Origin of the sequence: Ferrovibrio terrae (assembly GCF_007197755.1) — a bacterium.
GTDB lineage: Bacteria > Pseudomonadota > Alphaproteobacteria > Ferrovibrionales > Ferrovibrionaceae > Ferrovibrio > Ferrovibrio terrae.
The window spans coordinates 4,246,992-4,264,634 of the sequence record NZ_CP041636.1; the positions used below are offsets into that span (position 1 = coordinate 4,246,992).

Annotated in this window: 20 protein-coding genes and 1 pseudogene; 3 read left to right on the plus strand and 18 right to left on the minus strand. The window is 64.0% G+C overall.

Going from position 1 to position 17,643, the window contains the following annotated elements:
• Positions 1 to 11: 11 nt before the first annotated feature.
• From FNB15_RS20785 to greB, 3 genes are read right to left on the minus strand one after another with little or no spacing between them, the layout of a single operon-like run.
• Positions 12 to 1,211, minus strand: coding sequence for a BaiN/RdsA family NAD(P)/FAD-dependent oxidoreductase (locus FNB15_RS20785; RefSeq protein WP_144258545.1), 1,200 nt, complete (start codon positions 1,209 to 1,211; stop codon positions 12 to 14).
• Positions 1,208 to 1,465, minus strand: a complete 258-nt coding sequence (locus FNB15_RS20790) for a ParB N-terminal domain-containing protein (RefSeq protein ID WP_221932703.1) — start codon at positions 1,463 to 1,465, stop codon at positions 1,208 to 1,210. The genes FNB15_RS20785 and FNB15_RS20790 overlap by 4 nt, the downstream gene beginning before the upstream one ends.
• The gene (gene greB, locus FNB15_RS20795) at positions 1,462 to 2,031 is read right to left on the minus strand and encodes a transcription elongation factor GreB (protein ID WP_144258546.1); all 570 of its coding nucleotides are present in this window, start codon (positions 2,029 to 2,031) and stop codon (positions 1,462 to 1,464) included. The genes FNB15_RS20790 and greB overlap by 4 nt, the downstream gene beginning before the upstream one ends.
• A 36-nt stretch (positions 2,032 to 2,067) precedes the next feature.
• On the opposite strand from greB, the gene FNB15_RS20800 reads away from it, so the two are divergent.
• On the plus strand, positions 2,068 to 2,529 hold the full coding sequence (locus FNB15_RS20800) for a YaiI/YqxD family protein (RefSeq protein WP_144258547.1): 462 nt from the start codon (positions 2,068 to 2,070) through the stop codon (positions 2,527 to 2,529).
• A gap of 1 nt (position 2,530) precedes the next feature.
• Here the strand turns inward: FNB15_RS20800 and FNB15_RS20805 are convergent, their stop codons facing one another.
• The 3 genes from FNB15_RS20805 to FNB15_RS20810 form a co-directional block, all read right to left on the minus strand.
• A complete protein-coding gene (locus FNB15_RS20805) occupies positions 2,531 to 2,755 on the minus strand; it encodes a hypothetical protein (protein WP_144258548.1) in 225 nt (74 codons plus the stop codon).
• A 29-nt stretch (positions 2,756 to 2,784) separates the two neighbouring features.
• A complete protein-coding gene (locus FNB15_RS21025) occupies positions 2,785 to 2,961 on the minus strand; it encodes a hypothetical protein (protein ID WP_185973647.1) in 177 nt (58 codons plus the stop codon).
• A gap of 90 nt (positions 2,962 to 3,051) precedes the next feature.
• Positions 3,052 to 3,261 (minus strand): cold-shock protein, encoded by a 210-nt coding sequence (locus FNB15_RS20810; protein ID WP_144258549.1) that lies wholly within the window; start codon positions 3,259 to 3,261, stop codon positions 3,052 to 3,054.
• A 347-nt stretch (positions 3,262 to 3,608) separates the two neighbouring features.
• On the opposite strand from FNB15_RS20810, the gene FNB15_RS20815 reads away from it, so the two are divergent.
• A complete protein-coding gene (locus FNB15_RS20815; protein ID WP_144258550.1) occupies positions 3,609 to 4,715 on the plus strand; it encodes a hypothetical protein in 1,107 nt (368 codons plus the stop codon).
• Here FNB15_RS20815 and FNB15_RS20820 read toward each other — a convergent pair.
• The 7 genes and pseudogenes from FNB15_RS20820 to FNB15_RS20850 form a co-directional block, all read right to left on the minus strand.
• Positions 4,712 to 5,899 carry a pentapeptide repeat-containing protein gene (locus tag FNB15_RS20820; protein ID WP_144258551.1) on the minus strand — a complete coding sequence of 396 codons (1,188 nt, stop codon included), beginning with the start codon at positions 5,897 to 5,899 and terminating at the stop codon, positions 4,712 to 4,714. The genes FNB15_RS20815 and FNB15_RS20820 overlap by 4 nt on opposite strands.
• Positions 5,900 to 6,077: 178 nt before the next feature.
• Positions 6,078 to 7,475, minus strand: a complete 1,398-nt coding sequence (locus FNB15_RS20825; RefSeq protein ID WP_144258552.1) for an NAD(P)(+) transhydrogenase (Re/Si-specific) subunit beta — start codon at positions 7,473 to 7,475, stop codon at positions 6,078 to 6,080.
• Positions 7,476 to 7,485: 10 nt separating this feature from the next.
• Positions 7,486 to 7,767, minus strand: a pseudogene (locus FNB15_RS20830) (proton-translocating transhydrogenase family protein); the annotation flags it as partial.
• 20 nt (positions 7,768 to 7,787) lie between these two features.
• Positions 7,788 to 8,939, minus strand: a complete 1,152-nt coding sequence (locus FNB15_RS20835) for a Re/Si-specific NAD(P)(+) transhydrogenase subunit alpha (RefSeq protein ID WP_144258554.1) — start codon at positions 8,937 to 8,939, stop codon at positions 7,788 to 7,790.
• 60 nt (positions 8,940 to 8,999) lie between these two features.
• A complete protein-coding gene (locus tag FNB15_RS20840; protein ID WP_144258555.1) occupies positions 9,000 to 9,137 on the minus strand; it encodes an aa3-type cytochrome c oxidase subunit IV in 138 nt (45 codons plus the stop codon).
• Positions 9,138 to 9,294: 157 nt separating this feature from the next.
• The gene (locus tag FNB15_RS20845) at positions 9,295 to 10,170 is read right to left on the minus strand and encodes a putative metalloprotease CJM1_0395 family protein (protein WP_246068749.1); all 876 of its coding nucleotides are present in this window, start codon (positions 10,168 to 10,170) and stop codon (positions 9,295 to 9,297) included.
• An 83-nt stretch (positions 10,171 to 10,253) separates the two neighbouring features.
• Positions 10,254 to 10,478 (minus strand): hypothetical protein, encoded by a 225-nt coding sequence (locus tag FNB15_RS20850; RefSeq protein WP_144258556.1) that lies wholly within the window; start codon positions 10,476 to 10,478, stop codon positions 10,254 to 10,256.
• Positions 10,479 to 10,655: 177 nt separating this feature from the next.
• Between FNB15_RS20850 and FNB15_RS20855 the strand changes: the two genes are divergently transcribed.
• Complete coding sequence (locus tag FNB15_RS20855; RefSeq protein ID WP_185973648.1) at positions 10,656 to 12,197, plus strand: ATP-binding protein; 1,542 nt, start codon at positions 10,656 to 10,658, stop codon at positions 12,195 to 12,197.
• Here FNB15_RS20855 and FNB15_RS20860 read toward each other — a convergent pair.
• The 5 genes from FNB15_RS20860 to FNB15_RS20880 all read right to left on the minus strand — a co-directional run bounded on the left by FNB15_RS20860 (position 12,194) and on the right by FNB15_RS20880 (position 17,441).
• A complete protein-coding gene (locus tag FNB15_RS20860) occupies positions 12,194 to 13,537 on the minus strand; it encodes an ABC1 kinase family protein (RefSeq protein ID WP_144258558.1) in 1,344 nt (447 codons plus the stop codon). The genes FNB15_RS20855 and FNB15_RS20860 overlap by 4 nt on opposite strands.
• Positions 13,537 to 15,354, minus strand: a complete 1,818-nt coding sequence (locus FNB15_RS20865) for a M3 family oligoendopeptidase (protein ID WP_144258559.1) — start codon at positions 15,352 to 15,354, stop codon at positions 13,537 to 13,539. Before FNB15_RS20865 ends, FNB15_RS20860 begins: the two co-directional genes overlap by 1 nt.
• Positions 15,355 to 15,479: 125 nt before the next feature.
• Positions 15,480 to 15,926: a PaaI family thioesterase gene (locus tag FNB15_RS20870; protein WP_221932704.1), complete on the minus strand. Its 447-nt coding sequence runs from the start codon at positions 15,924 to 15,926 to the stop codon at positions 15,480 to 15,482.
• Positions 15,923 to 16,426 carry a PaaI family thioesterase gene (locus tag FNB15_RS20875; RefSeq protein WP_246068889.1) on the minus strand — a complete coding sequence of 168 codons (504 nt, stop codon included), beginning with the start codon at positions 16,424 to 16,426 and terminating at the stop codon, positions 15,923 to 15,925. The genes FNB15_RS20870 and FNB15_RS20875 overlap by 4 nt, the downstream gene beginning before the upstream one ends.
• A gap of 13 nt (positions 16,427 to 16,439) precedes the next feature.
• The gene (locus FNB15_RS20880) at positions 16,440 to 17,441 is read right to left on the minus strand and encodes an NAD-dependent epimerase/dehydratase family protein (protein ID WP_144258561.1); all 1,002 of its coding nucleotides are present in this window, start codon (positions 17,439 to 17,441) and stop codon (positions 16,440 to 16,442) included.
• Between the last annotated feature and the right edge of the window lie 202 nt (positions 17,442 to 17,643).

Below are 17,643 nucleotides of genomic sequence, written 5' to 3' on the forward strand. Positions count from 1 at the left end.
GCGGCGCCCCCTTACAGCGCCTGGCCACAGGCGAATCCGGACGACCAGGCCCACTGGAAATTGAAGCCGCCGAGATGGCCGGTGACATCCACCGCCTCGCCGATCACATGCAGGCCGGGCACGGCCCTGGCCTCCATGCTCTGCGACGACAGCGCTGCCGTGTCGATGCCGCCCAGCGTGACCTCGGCCTTGGCGTAACCTTCGCTGCCGGCCGGCGTGACCTGCCAGGTCTTGGCCAGTGCCGCCACCGCCTGCAGCCGGGCATCGCTCAAATCCGCGATCCGGCCCGGCGCGTTGGACAGCTCGACGATACGCCTGGCCAGCCGCGCCGGCAGATGCTTTTCCAGCTGCGTGGCCAGCTCCTGCTTCGGCGCCGTGCTGCGCGCGGCTTTCAGCTCCGCGAAAAGGTCCACGTCCGGGCAGAGATCGAGCGTGACCGGCTGCACCCTGCCCGCTTCATCTCGTCTGGCCTGTTCCCAGTAGCTTGAGATCTGCAGAATCGCCGGGCCGCTGAGGCCGCGATGGGTGAACAGCACGGCCTCGCGGAATCTGCGCTTGCCGATACTGGCGACCGCATCGGGCACGGCGACGCCGGCCATGCCGTCCCAGCGCGCGGCATCGACGCCGGAAAAGGTCAGCGGCGCCAGCGCCGGCCTGGGCGCGATCACGTTCAGGCCGAACTGCTGCGCCACGTCATAGGCAAAGCCGGTGGCGCCCATTTTCGGAATGCTCGGCCCGCCGGTGGCCAGCACCAGTCTCGCCGCCTCGAACACGCCGCTGCCGGTGCCGACGCGGAAGCCGCTCCCGGTCTTGTCGATCGAGGTGATGGGTGATGAGAGTCGAATATCCGCGTCGCGTGCCTCGTCCAGCAGCAGCTGGATGATCTGCCGCGAGGAGCCGTCGCAGAACAGCTGGCCGAGGGTCTTCTCATGCCAGGCAATGCCGTGTTTCTCGACCAGCGCGATGAAGTCGTGCTGCGTGTAGCGTTTCAGCGCCGATTTGGCGAAATGCGGATTGTCGGAGAGGAAATCGGCCGGCGAAGCGTGGAGATTGGTGAAATTGCAGCGTCCGCCGCCCGAAATGCGGATCTTCTCGCCGGGCGCGGCGGCATGGTCCAGCACCAGCACGCGGCGGCCGCGCTGCGCGGCGATGCCGGCGCAGAACAGCCCGGCGCCGCCGGCACCGAGGATGATCGCGTCATAGGCGGTCAAAACTTCCGCGCCGCCACGATGTAGCAGGCAATCGTCGCCTCGCCGAGCGCGCGCATCGCTTCCAGCCGGTGCAGGCCGGCGATCAGCACGTAGCGTTTCTGCGTCTCGTCGCGGCGCACCTGGATCGGCACCTTCAGCTCGCCATCGCCGACGATCTCGTCAGCCAGCGCCGCCACCTTCGCCGCATCCAGCTGGCCCTTGAATTTCGACGGCACGTAGATCTCCGCCACCTTGACCGGAATCGCCTTCATCATGTGGCGTCATCTCCATCCTGATAGGTGATCTCCAGCACCTCGATCTGCTCCGGCCCATGCGGCGTGCGCAGCTCCACCACATCGCCCGCGCGCGCCTTCATCAGCGCACGCGCGATGGGCGCAATCCAGCTCACCTCGCCGTTTTCCAGCCGCGCCTCGTCGATGCCGACAATGCGCACCCTGCGCTCGGTGCCGTTATGCTCATAGGTCACGGTGGCGCCGAAGAAGACCTGCTCGCGGTTCTTCTGCAGCTTGGGATCGACCGGCTCGGCGATTTCCAGCCGCTTGAGCAGGAAGCGGATGCGGCGGTCGATCTCGCGCAGGCGCTTCTTGCCATAGAGATAGTCGCCATTCTCGGACCGGTCGCCGTTGCCGGCAGCCCAGGAGACGATGTCGACCACCTTGGGCCGCTCGACCGATTTCAGCTGGCGCAGCTCGTCCTGCAGGCGGCGCAGGCCGGCCGGCGTGATGTAGTTCTTCGCCCCGGCCGGGATCGGCGGCGCGACATCCTCGAGATCCTCGTCGATCTCGGGTGCATCGCTCTCTTTGGTGAAGGCCTTGCTCATGGCGCGATCCTAGCACGGCATGGCATAAATTCAGCCATGACGACGATCTATGTGGATGCCGATGCCTGCCCCGTCAAGGACGAGGTCTACCGCGTGGCCGAGCGCCATGGCGTGGCCGTGGTGGTGGTGGCCAACAGCTGGCTGAACGTGCCGCGCAACCTGCCCTGGCTGCGGCTGCAGGTGGTGGCCGAGGGGCTGGACAAGGCCGATGACTGGATCGCCGAGACGGCGGCCACCGGCGATGTGGTGGTGACATCCGATGTGCCGCTGGCGGCGCGCTGCGTGAAGACGGGCGCGAAAGTGCTCAGCGCCACGGGCCGCGAATTCAGCGAGGCCTCGATCGGCATGGACCTGGCGTCGCGCAACCTGATGAGCGACCTGCGCGCGGCCAATCCGACCGAAAGTTTCGGCGGCGGACCGCGGCCGTTTTCACAGAAAGACCGCTCGGCCTTCCTGCAGGCGCTGCATGTGATGCTGGAGAAGCTGAAGCGCGGCTAGTTCAGCCGACTCTTTCAATGGCCTTGATCGGGCCGCGCGGGCGGCCCGACTTGTCGGCGATCTCGCGGTCCTGCGCCTCGATGAAGGCGCGGGCCACGTCTTCCTCTTCATCGAACTGGCCGAACTTGTCGATCGGCACCTTGCGGTTCGAGGTCTGCGCGCCATCCTGGTAGGTGACGTTGAAGACCGCAAACGCGGAATTGGGATTGAACTTTTTCTTGGCCATGACGGCGAACTCCGGGGATGTAAAACAGATCAGTCCTGATCGGGCTTGTCGCCGTCCGACGGCGTCGCCTCATCCTCGGGCGGCAGGCCGGCCGCCTTGCGGCGCTCGGCTTCTTCCTGCCGGCGCTCCAGCTTTTCCTGCTTCTTCTGTTCCTTGGCGCGATTGCGATCTGCGCGCTGCTGGCCGTAATTCGGCTTGAACGCCATCACACCCTCCTGACCCGGAAATCGGGATTATAATAAAAACGAAGGGGCGCCCGCTGCCGGACGCCCCCCGAAATGCTTCGGCTGAAAGCCTTACATGGCCTTGAGATTGACCGCCGAGCTCTTGCCGCGCTTCGGGTCGTTCTGGATCTCGTAAGCGACCTTCTGACCTTCGTTGAGGCTGCTGAGGCCAGCGCGCTCAACCGCAGAGATATGCACGAACACGTCCGCGCCGCCTGCTTCCGGCTGAATGAAGCCGTAACCCTTGGTGCCGTTAAACCATTTCACAGTGCCAGTGGCCATGTGGGTATTCCTTCGTCTCAGATGTAGCGGCGACGCACTCATGTACGGCGCATCAGACTTGTCCAGGGCTAGAAGGTCTGGACGCCCATCCGAAACGAAAGCTCGAACGAAGGGGTAACAGGCCGGTAGTCCGTAGTAGAATGACCGCCCTAAAATAGGGGGTTTTCTCATTCCTGCAAGGCCGAGGACCGAACTCCTCCCCGCCCTGGCATAAGTCGACCAACAAAAACGCGAAAACCGGCCCGGAAGTTCCCGGGCCGCGACGCTAAAGTTGCGGTTTTGTCGTTGATTCCCGCCCGCGCCGGCGGTACACAGCCCGGCCGCCCCGCGCCGGACCCATCCCCGCAATGATCGCCGATAACCGCCATATTTCCCACGAAGAGGCCGTCCTGCAGCAGCGGCTGCATGCGATCTTCTTCGACCTTTGGCGGTTCGGCAGCAATGCCCTGGTCGGCTGGCGCCCCAGCCGGAACGGCATCGAGGTGATCACCCTGCCGAAAGTACGGCTGTTCGCCGACCACGGCCGTCATCTTCCCGTATTCAGCGAGGGAACCCTGATGGAGGGCGCGGCGCTGGACGACGCCGCCCGCCTGCTGGACGTGCAGCCGGTCGAGCTGCGGCTGGAACAGCGCATCGGCGAAGCCGCCGGCGACATCCCGCCGGCCCTGGTCGAGCGGGTCTTCCGCCTGTTCACCGTGCGCAAGGTGCTGCACCGCGCCGTGCTGCTGATCGACATCGTCGGCTTCTCCAAGGCCGAGCCGGAGGCGCAGGCCGCGCAGCTCACCACGCTGGAATTCTCGCTCAACCTCGCCGAGGAGATGGCGCGCGCTCAAGGGTTGGCGGTGACGTTTGGCCGCACCACGACGGGCGACGGCTTTTATGTCTGGAACGAGCGTTCAGGGCTGCGGGCCGATATCGACTTCTTCTGCGCCGTCGCCATTTTCCAGATCGTGTTCTCGGCACTGAAGCGCACCTCGACGCATAGTGAGGCCGTGCCGGTGCTGCGGCTGTGCCTGAGCATCGGCAGCCATTTCGTCTACCACCAGCCACGCAAGAACGGCAGCGATGCCGGCGCCTTCATCGTCGGCGACGTGACGATCCAGGTGGCGCGCCTGATCGGCACGGCTCTGCCCGACCAGATGCTGGTGGGTGATTTCCAGCGGCCGCTGGGGCTGGGGCAGAACCACGCCAATGCCGAAACCTTCCTGCTGGCCGTGAGCGAGCGGCTGGCCGCGCTGAAGACTTTAAGCGTGCTGGGCTATCGCATCAACCGCGTGGCGTTTTACCTGACCGGTCCGCGCGACGCAGAGGGCCGCCATGTGCCGGCGCTGATGACGATCACCGACAAGCACGGTTTCGAGCATCGCTGCTACAATGCGAAGCTGAATGCCTTTGCCGAACAGGGCGAGCCCTATTACTGCGGGCTGCAGCACGGCGATTTACAGAAAGACTAGCGCCGGCAGGCGGCGAGGTCGAAGCCGTCGAGTTTGGCCGACTCAAGTTTTGCTGCCGTGAAATCAGTGGCGAGATGCCGGCCGCTGAACCCTCCGTTGCCGAGATAGATCGGCAACTGGCCCGGCACGGCCTGCTGCAGGTCGGCCCAGCGCAGGTCAGCCTCGTTGAAGCGCACGCCGGCGATCCGCGCCGCCTGGAAATTCGCGCCGGTCAGGTTGGCGCGGGCAAAGCTGGCCAGCAGCAGGCTGGCACGCGCGAAGCTGCAGCCGCGCAGGTCGCAGCCGGCGAACTCGGCACCATCCAGTTCAAGGCCGGAGAAATCGTGATACGGCAGCCGCTGACCGGCCAGATTGAGCTGGCGACCGGCGACGCCATCGGACTGCATCCAGGCGCGATGCTGGGCGATCGCGCCCAGCAGGTCGGTGGTGAAATCGGCAACTGTCACCAGCGGCGGCGCGGCCTTGCTGAAACCCGCCGCATCGACGCCACGCAGGGTCGCGCCGGAGAAGTCAGCGCCGTAGGCGCTCACATTCTCCACCGTGGCATTGACGATCTGCGCACCGCTCAAATTCGCGCCGGTCAGTCGCGTGCCGATCAGGCGGGAGTCGCTTAAATTCGCGCCGCTCAGGTTGGCGTAAGAGAGATCGGCGCCGCGCAAACTGCTGCCGAAGAAATTCGCGCCGGACAAATCCGCGCCGACCAGCGAGGCGCCGCTCAGATCGACGCCGGAGAACTGCGCACGCGAGGCCGTGGCATAGTCCAGCAGGCAGTTGCTGAGATCGGACATATCGGTGCCGGCGCGCGGCTGCGCATGGGTATCGGCATTGGGGCGCATCATCACGCCGCCGCGAAAATCGGCCTCGACCAGGATCGCGTTGTTCAGATTGGCGCCGCGCAGGTTGGTGCCGCGCAGGATGGCGCGGGTCAGGTTGGCCTGCTGCAGGTCGGCACGGGCCAGATCGGCCCCGAACAGATCGGCTTCGGCCAGGTCGGCGCGCCCGAACCGCGCGGCGCGCAGATTGCTGCCGGCCAGTTTGGCGCGCGCCATGGCGCGGCCTTCGAAGTTGGCGTTTTCCAGATCGCGATGCGCCAGATCGACGATATCCGCGGCAATAGCTGCCGGATCCCAGATCAGAGGATCACGGGAGGAAAGCGGCTGGCGCTGGCTGTAGGCGGTCGACATGGCGGGCGGCCAAAATAGGCGGGGGTCTCGAAGCGGGCGCCTGTTTAGCACGATTCATATGTATGCAAAGGACTATGTTTTATAGCCGTTCCAAATAAGAAACGGCCCGGACTGGTGGCCCGGGCCGCTGGATTGGCTCAGTACAATTTCGTCGCGTCAGGACAAATGTTTGGAAGGGCTATAACCCCTTCACGATGTCCTCGACCATCTTCTTGGCGTCGGCCAATAACATCATCGTGTTGTCCTTGTAGAACAGCTCGTTGTCGATACCGGCGTAACCAGAGGCCATCGAGCGCTTCACGAACAGCACGGTCTTGGCCTTGTCGACGTCGAGAATCGGCATGCCGTAGATCGGGCTCTTGGGGTCGTCGCGCGCGGCCGGATTGGTCACGTCATTGGCGCCGATCACGAAGGCGACGTCGGCGGTCTGGAATTCGGAGTTGATCTCCTCCAGCTCGAACACCTCGTCATAGGACACATTGGCTTCGGCCAGCAGCACGTTCATATGGCCCGGCATGCGGCCGGCCACCGGATGGATGGCGTATTTCACTTCCACGCCCTCTTCCTTCAGCTTGTCGCCCATTTCGCGCAAGGCATGCTGGGCCTGCGACACCGCCATGCCGTAGCCCGGCACGATGATGACCTTGCCCGCATTCTTCATGATGAAGGCGGCGTCGTCGGCCGAGCCCTTCTTGTAGGCGCGGTCGACCTTCTCGCCGCCGGCAGCCGCCGAGGTGTCGCCACCGAAGCCGCCGAGGATGACGTTGAACAGTGAGCGGTTCATGCCCTTGCACATGATGTAGGACAGGATCGCGCCCGAGGAGCCGACCAGCGCACCGGTAACGATCAGCGCCGGGTTCTGCAGCGTGAAACCGATACCGGCCGCAGCCCAGCCCGAATAGCTGTTCAGCATCGAGACAACGACGGGCATGTCGGCGCCGCCGATCGGGATGATGATGGTGAAGCCGACGATCAGCGCCAGGATGGTGACGGCCCAGAACAGTTCGCGGCTCGGGTTCATGCAGAAGGCCACGGTCAGGGCCAGGATGGCCAGGCCGATCGCGGCATTGACCAGATGCTGGCCCTTGAAGATCACCGGACTGCCCGAGACCAGGCCCTGCAGCTTGGCAAAGGCCACCAGCGAACCCGAGAAGGTGATGATGCCGATGATAACACCGAGCGCCATCTCGATACGCGCGGCCACCGTGATCTGGCCGGCGGCATTGAGGATGCCGTAGGGCGCCGGGTTGTAGAAGGCGGCGGCCGCCACCAGCACGGCCGCGAGGCCGACGAGGCTGTGCATCGCGGCCACCAGCTGCGGCATCGCCGTCATCTGGATGCGACGGGCCAGCACGGTGCCGACGCCACCGCCGATCACCAGCGCGACGAGCACCCAGACGATGGAGCCCGACAGATCGCCGAGATTGGCAATGGTGGTCAGCACGGCAATGCCCATGCCGACCATGCCGTAGGTGTTGCCCTTGCGGCTGGTTTCCGGCGAGGAAAGCCCGCGCAGCGCGAGGATGAAGAGAATCGAGCTGATGAGATAGAGCAGCGCGGTCAGTTGGAGCGACATGGCGCGGCCCTCACTTCTTTTCTTTTTTCTTGTACATCGCCAGCATGCGCTGCGTGACGAGGAAGCCGCCGAAGATATTCACGGCAGCCAGCGCAATGGCGAGCAGACCGAAGATCTTGGACGCATCGAATACGGCCGAGGCGCCGGCGGCGATCAGCGCGCCGACGATGATGACCGAGGAGATCGCATTGGTGACGCTCATCAGCGGCGTATGCAGCGCCGGCGTCACGCTCCAGACCACGTAATAGCCGACGAAGCAGGCCAGCGCGAAGACCGTGAGCAGCGAGAAAAAGGAGTAAATCTCACCCATGATCAATTCCCCTCTTTCAGCTGCGGATGAACCACCTGGCCGTCGCGCACCACACAGGTGCCCGTCACGGTTTCGTCTTCCAGGTTGAACTTGAAGGTCTTGCCATCCTTGTCCCAATGCGGCGACAGGAAGTTCCACAGGTTCTTGGCATAGAGATTCGAGGCATCGACCGGCACGCGGCTGGGATAGTTGCTGTAACCCACCACCTTCACGCCGTTCACATTCACCACCTCGTCGACCTTCGACAGCGGGCAATTGCCGCCGGACTCGACGGCCAGATCGATGATCACCGAACCGGGACGCATGGTCTTCACCATTTCCTCGGTGACCAGCACAGGCGCGGCGCGGCCCGGGATCAGCGCGGTGGTGATGATGATGTCCTGCTTCTTCACCGTCTCGGCAATGAGGGCGGCCTGCTTGGCCTTGTACTCGGCCGACATTTCCTTGGCGTAGCCGCCAGAGGTCTGCGAGGCGCGGGCTTCTTCGTCATCGACCCAGACGAACTTGCCGCCGAGGCTTTCGACCTGTTCCTTGGTGGCCGGGCGCACGTCGGTGGCCGAGACAACCGCGCCGAGGCGCTTGGCCGTCGCAATCGCCTGCAGGCCGGCGACGCCGACACCCATGATGAACACGCGCGCCGGCGCAATCGTACCGGCCGAGGTCATCATCATCGGGAAGGCGCGGCCGAAATGCTGGGCTGCATCGAGCACCGACTTGTAGCCGGCGAGATTGGACTGCGAGGAGAGGATGTCCATCGACTGAGCGCGGGTGATGCGCGGCATCAGTTCCATGGCATAGGCCGAGATGCCGGCGGCGGCATAGGCCTTGACCTGTTCGCGCTGCTGCAGCGGCTGCAGCGCTGAGACAAGAACCGCGCCCTTCTTGAGCAGCGCCAGTTCGTCGTTGCCCTCGGCGGCCGTCATCGGCCGCTGCACCTTCAGCACCATATCGGCATCGCCGACGGTGGCGCGGGCATCGGCCGCGATCTGCGCACCCATGGCGGTGTACTGGTCGTCGGGGATGTCTGCGGCGAGGCCAGCGCCGGTCTCGATCACGACCGTGCAGCCAAGGCCGACGAATTTCTTCACCGTTTCCGGTGAAGCCGCAACGCGCTTTTCGCCGGCGCGGCGTTCCTTCGGTATTCCGATTTTCATGATCACTCCCCCCAACTCAGAAAACGAAGACGGCGCCGAAGAGGCGCCGTCAAAACTGGGTCAGACGACGAAGATCGCCATCAGGATCAGCAGGACGATCACCGAGACGGTGCCCCAGGTCGTCATCTTCATGAAGCCTTCCCAGCCCGCCTTGTGCTGGCTGATGTCCATGCTGCCCATCTTGTGTTCTTCGGCCATAATACCCTCTGGTCGGTTTGAATGTTGAATCGGCGGGGATATTACGCTGCCGGCCAAAGCCGGCACAACCCCTGCCCGGCTGTCCGGCCCGCTTCCGTGACGATGGAAGGGCCTGTTTTAGCAGCTAAATCCGGACACAGGGGCCCGGGCGTGGGGCTCAGGCGACCAGACCGACCAGCCGGCCGATCTGCTGGTGGGCCTGGGTGGTCTGGATCTGGGCGGTGCCGGACTCTCCTGGCACGGGTGCCTGCCCACCGGCTTCGGCGCGCGCCGCCTTGGCCTCGGCGGCCTCGGCCTGCTGCTGCTGCTGTTCGGCGCGCTTTTCTTCGCGGATCTGGGCCAGGGCCTCCAGCCGAAGCTGAGCAGCTGCAGCGGCCACGGCGCGGTCCTGCCCCGAGGGGTCGGCCGGCGCCAAAGCAGCTGCGGCCACCTGCGTGGCCTTCTGCAGCGTGGCCTCGGGATCGCTCTCGGCGCTGAGATCGATGGCGACCTCGCCGGCCGTGGCATACATCTGGCCGTCGGGCCCGCGGGTATAGGTGTAGCTCGGCGCGCCGGCATGGGCGCCGCCAGCCGCCGCATGCGCGCGTTCATGCGCGCGCACCTTGGCATCGATCTGCTTGAGCTTGGCGACCTGCGCCTGCTCTTCCTCGGTCAGGTCACTGGCAGCCGCCGTGCCCGAGGACTGTCCCCCCGACGACTGACCCTGGCCGGCTTCCTGCGCCGTGAGCAGCGTGGTCCCGGCCAGACGGCCGCCGCCCGTGGCAAGGCCGCCCTGACTGGTATTGCCCTGGCGACGCGCGCCGAAGCCGGATTGCTGCTGTTGTGCCTGGGCGGCTTGCGCAGCAGCAAGCGTGAGACCCGGGAACTGCGCCTGCAGATTGGCGCGATTGAGCGCACCATGCTCGCCGCAATCAAGCGCACCGCAAACAGCACTGCCGTCATTGGCCATGCTCTGCGGCGTGGCGACTGCAGATGAAGATGCGCCGTAACTCTGGATCGAGCCCGGCGAGAAGAGCGACAGACTGCCGATCATGCGCCCCGCCTCGAGGTTTCGGCGTATTTTCCGCGCAAAATCCGGCGACAGCAAGCCCGGTTCAGCCCTCGATCAAGCGAAAGTCAGCGGCGCCGGCGCACTCCCACCCGGCTCAGGCCCCGGCTGGCGCGGCCCGCGCCGGGCTGGAAGGCGGTCTCGCCGGGCTCGGGCTGCACGCCATGCGAGCCATACACTTCGTCCACACTGGCGCGGTGGCGGTCGAGATCGGATTCAAACGCCGGCGGTTCGTGACCCGCGTCCAGTGTCTGCTGCGGTGTCGTCTGCCGGGATGGCGTCTGTGGCGGCATGGCGATATCCTTCAGGCCAAGTCTCCCTGCAACACGGCAGATGCGTGAAAAGTTCCGCTTTTGTCGGCCCTCAAATCGTATGCACTCAAACCGTCCCCGCTTTTCGGTTTGAATGTGCGCGGGAAAGGTCAACAATAGGGGCCGGAGAGGATGCCGGACGCAATGCGAGCGGGCGAGATGGACACCGATCAGGCCAGCACCAGACCGCAGACTGTCGATGGCGCGATCAACCAGCGGCTGTTTGAAACATCGCTCGACCTGATCCTTGTCGTCGATCGCCAGGGTAACCTGGTTCGCGTCAGCCCCAGTTCGCAGGCCATCCTCGGTCGCCCGCATTCCGCGATGAATGGCCGCAACGCCGTCGACTTCCTGTTCGCCGACGATCTGGAAAACACCCGCAACGAAATGCGGCTCGCCCGGCGCGGCAACCAGATGCGCAATTTCCAATGCCGCTATGTGCACAAGGACGGGCATCCGGTACCGCTGGTCTGGACCGGCGTGTGGTCGGAGTCGGAAGGACAGTATTTCTTCATCGGCCGCGACATGACCGAGCACAGCGCGCAGGAAGAGCGCCTGCGCCGCGCCCAGCGGCTGGATGCGGTCGGCCAGCTTACCGGCGGCATCGCGCATGATTTCAACAACCTGCTGGCCGTGATGATCGGCAATCTCGACATGATCATGGCCGACACGCTGGTCGACAAAAGAACCAAGGATTATGCCGAGAGTGCGCTGCATGCCGCGCTGCGTGGCGCCGAGCTGACCCGCCAGCTGCTCGCCTTTGCGCGCCGCCAGTCGCTGAAAGCCGAACGTTTCGACCTGAACAGCCGCGTCGCCGGCACCATCGACCTGCTGCGGCGCACGCTGGGCGAAACCATCGAGATCAAGACGGTGTTCGCCGCCGATCTGGAGGATACCTTCGCCGATCAGTCGCAGTTCGATGCTGCGCTGATCAACCTCGCCATCAATGCACGCGATGCCATGCCGGCCGGCGGCCGCCTGACCATCGAAACCGAAAACGTGATGCTCGATGAATATTACTGCCGCGCCAATGCCGAAGTGGTGCCCGGAAATTATGTGATGACCGCCGTGTCCGACACCGGCATGGGCATGACGCCCGAGACGCTGTCGCGCGCCTTCGAACCTTTCTTCACCACCAAGCCGGTCGGTGCCGGCACCGGGCTCGGCCTCAGCATGGTCTATGGTTTCGCCCGCCAGTCGCGCGGCCATATCAAGATCTATAGCGAGCACGGCCATGGCACCACCGTGCGGCTGTATCTGCCGCGCGCACCCGACAGCGCCGCCGAAGCCGACCGGATCACCGCAGCCGCACAGCCCGAACCGCGCGGCGGTGAATGCGTCCTGGTGGTGGAAGACAATCCCGATGTGCGCAAGGTGGTGGTGACGCAGCTCAAGCAGCTCGGCTACCAGACGCTGGAAGCCGATAACGGCCAGGTCGCGCTCAACATCCTGAAGCACGAGGCCACTGTCGATCTGGTCTTCAGCGACATGGTGATGCCCGGCGGCATCAGCGGCGCCAAGCTGGTGATGCTGGCGCGCGGCCAGCGGCCGGGAATCAGGATTCTGCTGACATCAGGCTTCGCAAAGGGCTCGGTGCAGGGCAGCGAGGAAATCCCGCCGGGAGTCGAGTTCCTCAGCAAGCCCTACCGGCGCGCCGAACTGGCCGAGAAGCTGCGCAGCGTGCTGGACGCCAAGAGTTAAGACGGCGACTGCAGTCCGGCGACTTTCAGCGCCGCGGCCTGGCGCTTCTCCAGTGCCGCCACATCGAAACCCTCGATCAGGTCGTGGAACAGGCGGTGCCAGTTGATCTCGGCGTCCAGGTGCAGGAACACGCCGCCGAGGCCGATGGCTGCACGGTCCATGAAGACGAATTCGCGCGGCGGCGTGACGCCGCCCAGCGACTTGAGCTGATGATGCACCTTCTCGGCCACTTCGCGGCCATAGACGCCTGAGGATTCCATTTCCTGGATCCGGCGCGGGCGATCTTCCAGCAGCGGGGCATAGACGAATTCGGCCCAGAGGTTGAGCGTGTCGATCACCTCGTTGCTTAAGCCCGTGAAGCCCCAGGTCTCGTAGGCATGCACGGCCAGTGCGCGGTCGTTGGTGGAGATGGCGCGATAGAGATCGATCACGCCGCCGACGAATTTCGACGGGAAAATGCGCACGCAGCCGAAATCCAGCAGGTTGATGCCGAAATCGTCACGCACCGTGTAATTGCCCAGATGCGGATCGCCGTGGATCACGCCGCAGTAGTAGAATGGCACATACCAGGCGCGGAAGAGATTGAGTGCAATGGCGTTGCGGGTTTCGATCGGCGCATCCTTGAACTCAAGCAGCCGGCGGCCCTCCAGCCAGGTCATCGCCAGCAGGCGTTTGGTGGTGAGATCGGGCACCACCTCGGGCACATGCACGCCGGTTTCTTGACCCAGCATCGCGCCGTAGAGCCGCATATGGCGGCTTTCGAGTTCGTAGTCGAGTTCTTCACGCAGCCTTGCCGCGATCTCGTCGTGGATATGACGCGTGTCGATGGCGGCGTCGTAGCGACGGTAGATGCCGAAGATCAGCTTGAGCTGCCGCAGGTCGGCCTCCACCGCCGAGGCCATGTCGGGATACTGCAGCTTCACGGCAAGTTGTCTGCCGTCTTTGGCGGTGGCGCGATGCACCTGGCCGAGGCTGGCGGCAGCCGACGCGGTCAGGTCGAAGCTGCTGAACCTCGACTGCCATTGCGGCCCGAGCTCGGCCACCATGCGGCGCCTGACGAAGGCCTGGCCCATCGCCGGCGCATTGGCCTGCAGCTGCGCCAGTTCCTGCACGTATTCCTTGGGCAGCGCGTCGGGGATGGTGGACATGATCTGCGCCACCTTCATCAGCGGGCCCTTCAGCCCGCCCAATGCGGTGCGCAGATCGGCCGCATGCTGGGCGCGATCCATCCTGACGCCCAGCACACGCTCGGCGCCGAGCCTTGCGGCCAACCCACCGACCGACGCGCCGACCTTGGCGTAGCGGCGGACACGGCCGAACGGGCTGTCCTGATCTGCCATCAGGAAAGCTGCTCCAGCTCGTCGATGAAGCCTTCGATCACGCCAAGCCCCTTCGACCAGAAGGCCGGATCGGAGGCGTCGAGGCCGAAGGGTTCGAGCAGCTCCTTGTGCCGCAGCGTGCCGCCGGCGCGCAGCATGGTGAAATACTTCTCCTGGAAGCCCTGTTCGGCATCCTGGTAGCGCGCATAGAGCGCATTCACCAGGCAGTCGCCGAAGGCATAGGCATAGACATAGAAGGGCGAATGCACGAAATGCGGGATGTAGCACCAGAATGAATTGTAATCCGGGTCGAGCTTGATCGCCGGGCCGAGGCTCTCGCCCTGCACGCCCATCCAGATTTCGCCGATGCGATCCGGCGTCAGTTCGCCGTCGCGGCGCGCGGCATGCAGATTGCGCTCGAATTTGAAGAAAGCGGTCTGGCGCACCACGGTGTTGATCATGTCCTCGACTTTCGAGGCCAGCATGATCTTGCGGCGTTCGGGACCTGCGGCATCCAGCAGCGCGCGGAAGGTGAGCTGCTCGCCGAACACGGACGCGGTTTCCGCCAGCGTCAGCGGCGTATCCGACATCAGCGGGCCCTGCTCGGCGGCCAGCAGCTGGTGCACGCCATGGCCGAGTTCGTGAGCCAGAGTCATCACATCACGCGTGCGGCCCTGGTAGTTGAGCAGCAGATACGGATGCGCGCTCGGCACCGTGGGATGCGCAAACGCACCCGACGCCTTGCCCGGCCGCGCCGGCGCGTCGATCCAGGCATTGTCAAAGAACTTTTTGCCCAGATCGGCCAGCTCCGGCGAGAAGCGGCCATAGGCCTTGAGCACGGTGTCGCGCGCCTCGTCCCAGCCGATCATGCGGTCGCTGTCTTCCGGCAGTGGCGCATTGCGGTCCCACCAGTTGAGCTTTTTTGTGCCCATCCACTTCGCCTTCAGCTTGTAATAGCGATGCGAGAGTTTCGGATAGGCCGCCGTCACGGCATCGGTCAGCGCATCGACCACTTCGGGCTCGACGCAGTTGGACAGGTGGCGATAGGCCTCCGGCGTCGGATATTTGCGCCAGCGGTCTTCCACCTCTTTGTCCTTGATCAGCGTGTTGCTGATCAGGGCAAACAGCCGGATATTCTGCTTGAACACTTTCGCCAGCGTCCTGGCCGCGAGTTTACGCGTCTTCGCGTCCTTGTCCGACAGCTTGTGCAGCACCTGCTCGGCGGTCAGCTGCTCCTTGCCCCAGGTGAAGCGCAGCCCGGCCATGGTTTCGTCGAACAGGCGGTTCCAGGCCGCTCTGCCAGCCACCGATTTCTCGTGAAGAAGCCGTTCGAGTTCGTCATCGAGCTGGTGATCGCGGAACAGCCGCAGGTCGCGCAGCCAGGGGCGATAATGCGCCAGCTTGCCCGACTCCATGTATTTCTTCTCAAGCGCAGTCTCTTCGATGCGGTTGATCTCGAGCGTGAAGAACAGCAGCTTCGTGCCGATGTCGTTCAGCTTCTCCTGCATGTCCTGATAGAAGCCGGCAATCTTCGGATCGGCCATGTCGCCGGCATAGGCCAGCGAGGCATAGGAATACATCCGGCCGATCAGATCATGCAGCTCCTCGTATTCGACGATCACGCCGGCGAGCTGTTCGCCGCTGGCGCCGGCAACCTTGCCCTTCCACTGCTGCTCCAGCTTCACGGCGCGCTCGGCCACACTGGCGAGATCGCGCTTCAGTTCAGGGGATTCCAGACCGGGATAAAGATCGGTCAGGTCCCAGACCGGCAGCGTACCAAGATCGTTGGCAGGCGCGGTGCTGGCGGTGGAAACGGCGGGAGAAGGCTGGGGCGCCATCGGGGAGATACCTCTTTTTATAACCGCTCCAGTATATGGGCAGAGCCGACCGGTTTGACCAGACCGGCGAACGTGACAATCCCGTCAATCAAGCCGGGAAATTGGGCAGAAATACGCCGGAACTCTTATGGGGCCAGCAGGAAATGGGCGTGCGCCGCGGCCACCGGCCTGGCCGGGTCGTCCTGCCAGGCCTCGGCGCGCACATTGGCGACGCGGCGGCCATGCTTGGTGATGATCGCCCGGGCAAAGGTTTCGACCGGCCGGGCCGAGCGCAGGTAATCCACCTGCAGGTCGATGATCTTCGGGATGCGGTCGGCATCGGCCGACCAGATCAGCTGCACGATGGCGGCCGATTCCAGCAACGCCCCCACGACGCCGCCATGCAGCGCCGGCAACCGTGCATTGCCGATCAGTTTGGGATCGGCCGGCAGCACACAGATCAGCTCGCCATCCGTCTCACCCGGCTTCACGGTGAGGCCAAGGAAGCGGAAATACGGCACGGCTGCCAGGAACGGCGAGAAATTGCGTTGCGCGCGGGCTTCGGCGATGAGCTTTTCGAAATCGACGCTCACGGCTTCACTCCCGGCACCTTGGCATCTTTAGGCAGCGGCGGTTTGTCGGACGAGCCGATCATGAAAGTGCCGACACAGTTGGCCACCAGATCGTCCGGCGTTTCCGGATGATAGGCACGGCCGCGAGCAAAGGCGATCGAGCGCGTCAGCTTGTAGCATTCGGCCGTGGCGTAGAGTTCCTTCTGCGCCAGCGCGGGCTTGAGATAATCGATGCGCAGGTCCAGCGTGGCGATGGCCTGCAACTTCTGCTGCGCTGCGAACAAGGCGGCAAACACCGCCATGCCGGCGACACTGTCGATCAGCGAGGTGACGGCGCCGCCATGCAGGATGCCGCTGACCGGATCGCCGACCAGATCGGCATTATAGGGCAGCGACAGGGTCACATGGCTCGACCGGACCTCGATCACGCGCACGCCGAGCGCCGCGCAATGCGGAATGCCCTGCAGCACCATCGCCTCGACCACCTTGGGGTCGATGCTGTCGGGGCTGATCTGCGGCACTTCGCTCAACGCATTATCCGATCAGGTTGTGGTAACGGCGATACCAGTCGACAAAGCGCGGAATGCCGACATCGATCGGCGTGGTCGGCGCAAAGCCGGTATCGCGCTGAATGGCAGAGATATCGGCGAACGAGGCCGGCACATCGCCTTCCTGCAGCGGCAGGAACTCTTTCTCGGCCTTGCGCCCGACTTCCTTCTCGATCAGCTCGATCATGCGCATCAGCGGCTCGGACCGATTGTTGCCAATATTGTACAGCCGATACGGCCGGCCCTGTTCGTTCGGCGGCGGCGGATTGTCCAGCGTCTTGATCACGCCATTCACGATATCGTCGATATAGGTGAAATCACGCTTCATGTTGCCGTGATTGAACACCTGGATCGGGCGGCCTTCATAGATCGCCTTGGTGAAGATGAACATCGCCATGTCCGGCCGGCCCCAGGGGCCATAGACCGTGAAGAAACGCAGGCCGGTCTGCGGGAAGCCGAACAGATGCGAATAGGCATGGCTGATCAGTTCATCGGCCTTCTTGGTGGCGGCATAAAGCGAGACCGGCGAATCGACGCGGTCTTCGACGGCAAACGGCAGCTTGGTGTTGCCGCCATAGACCGAAGATGACGAGGCATAAACGAAATGCCGGCAGTTTTTCAGGCCACGGGCGAATTCCAGCATGACCGTATGGCCAAGTACATTGGCGCGAATATAGGCGTAAGGGTTGATCAGCGAGTAACGCACACCAGCCTGGGCGGCGAGGTGAATGACGCGGTCGATTTCAAACCCTCCGCTTTTACATGCAGACTGGGCAGCATCCCGCACCGCATCAGGCTCGGCGATATCGATCTGAAAGAAATGAAAACCTTTATTGGCCTTTAACTGCTCAAGTCGTGCGCGTTTCAGCGTCGGATCGTAATAATCGTTCAGATTATCCAGGCCGATTACATCTTCACCGCGCTGCAGCAAAACCTGCGCGACGTGATAGCCGATAAAACCGGCGGCGCCCGTGAGCAAAATGGCCATTAATTTCGATCCAAGTTGGGCTGTGCTGCGTTGACTGTATGGCGCTATCTACCAGAATCACTTGAAAGAGCAACCGGCCCTGCCTCAAGCGGTTTTCCCTCGACCGAGGGAAGCTATCGCCCTATAATTAGGTAAGCAATGCTGACCTAATTGGCGGAAGTCAGAAGGGATCGGCGCTTACGGTAGCGGGAGGAGCACCGGG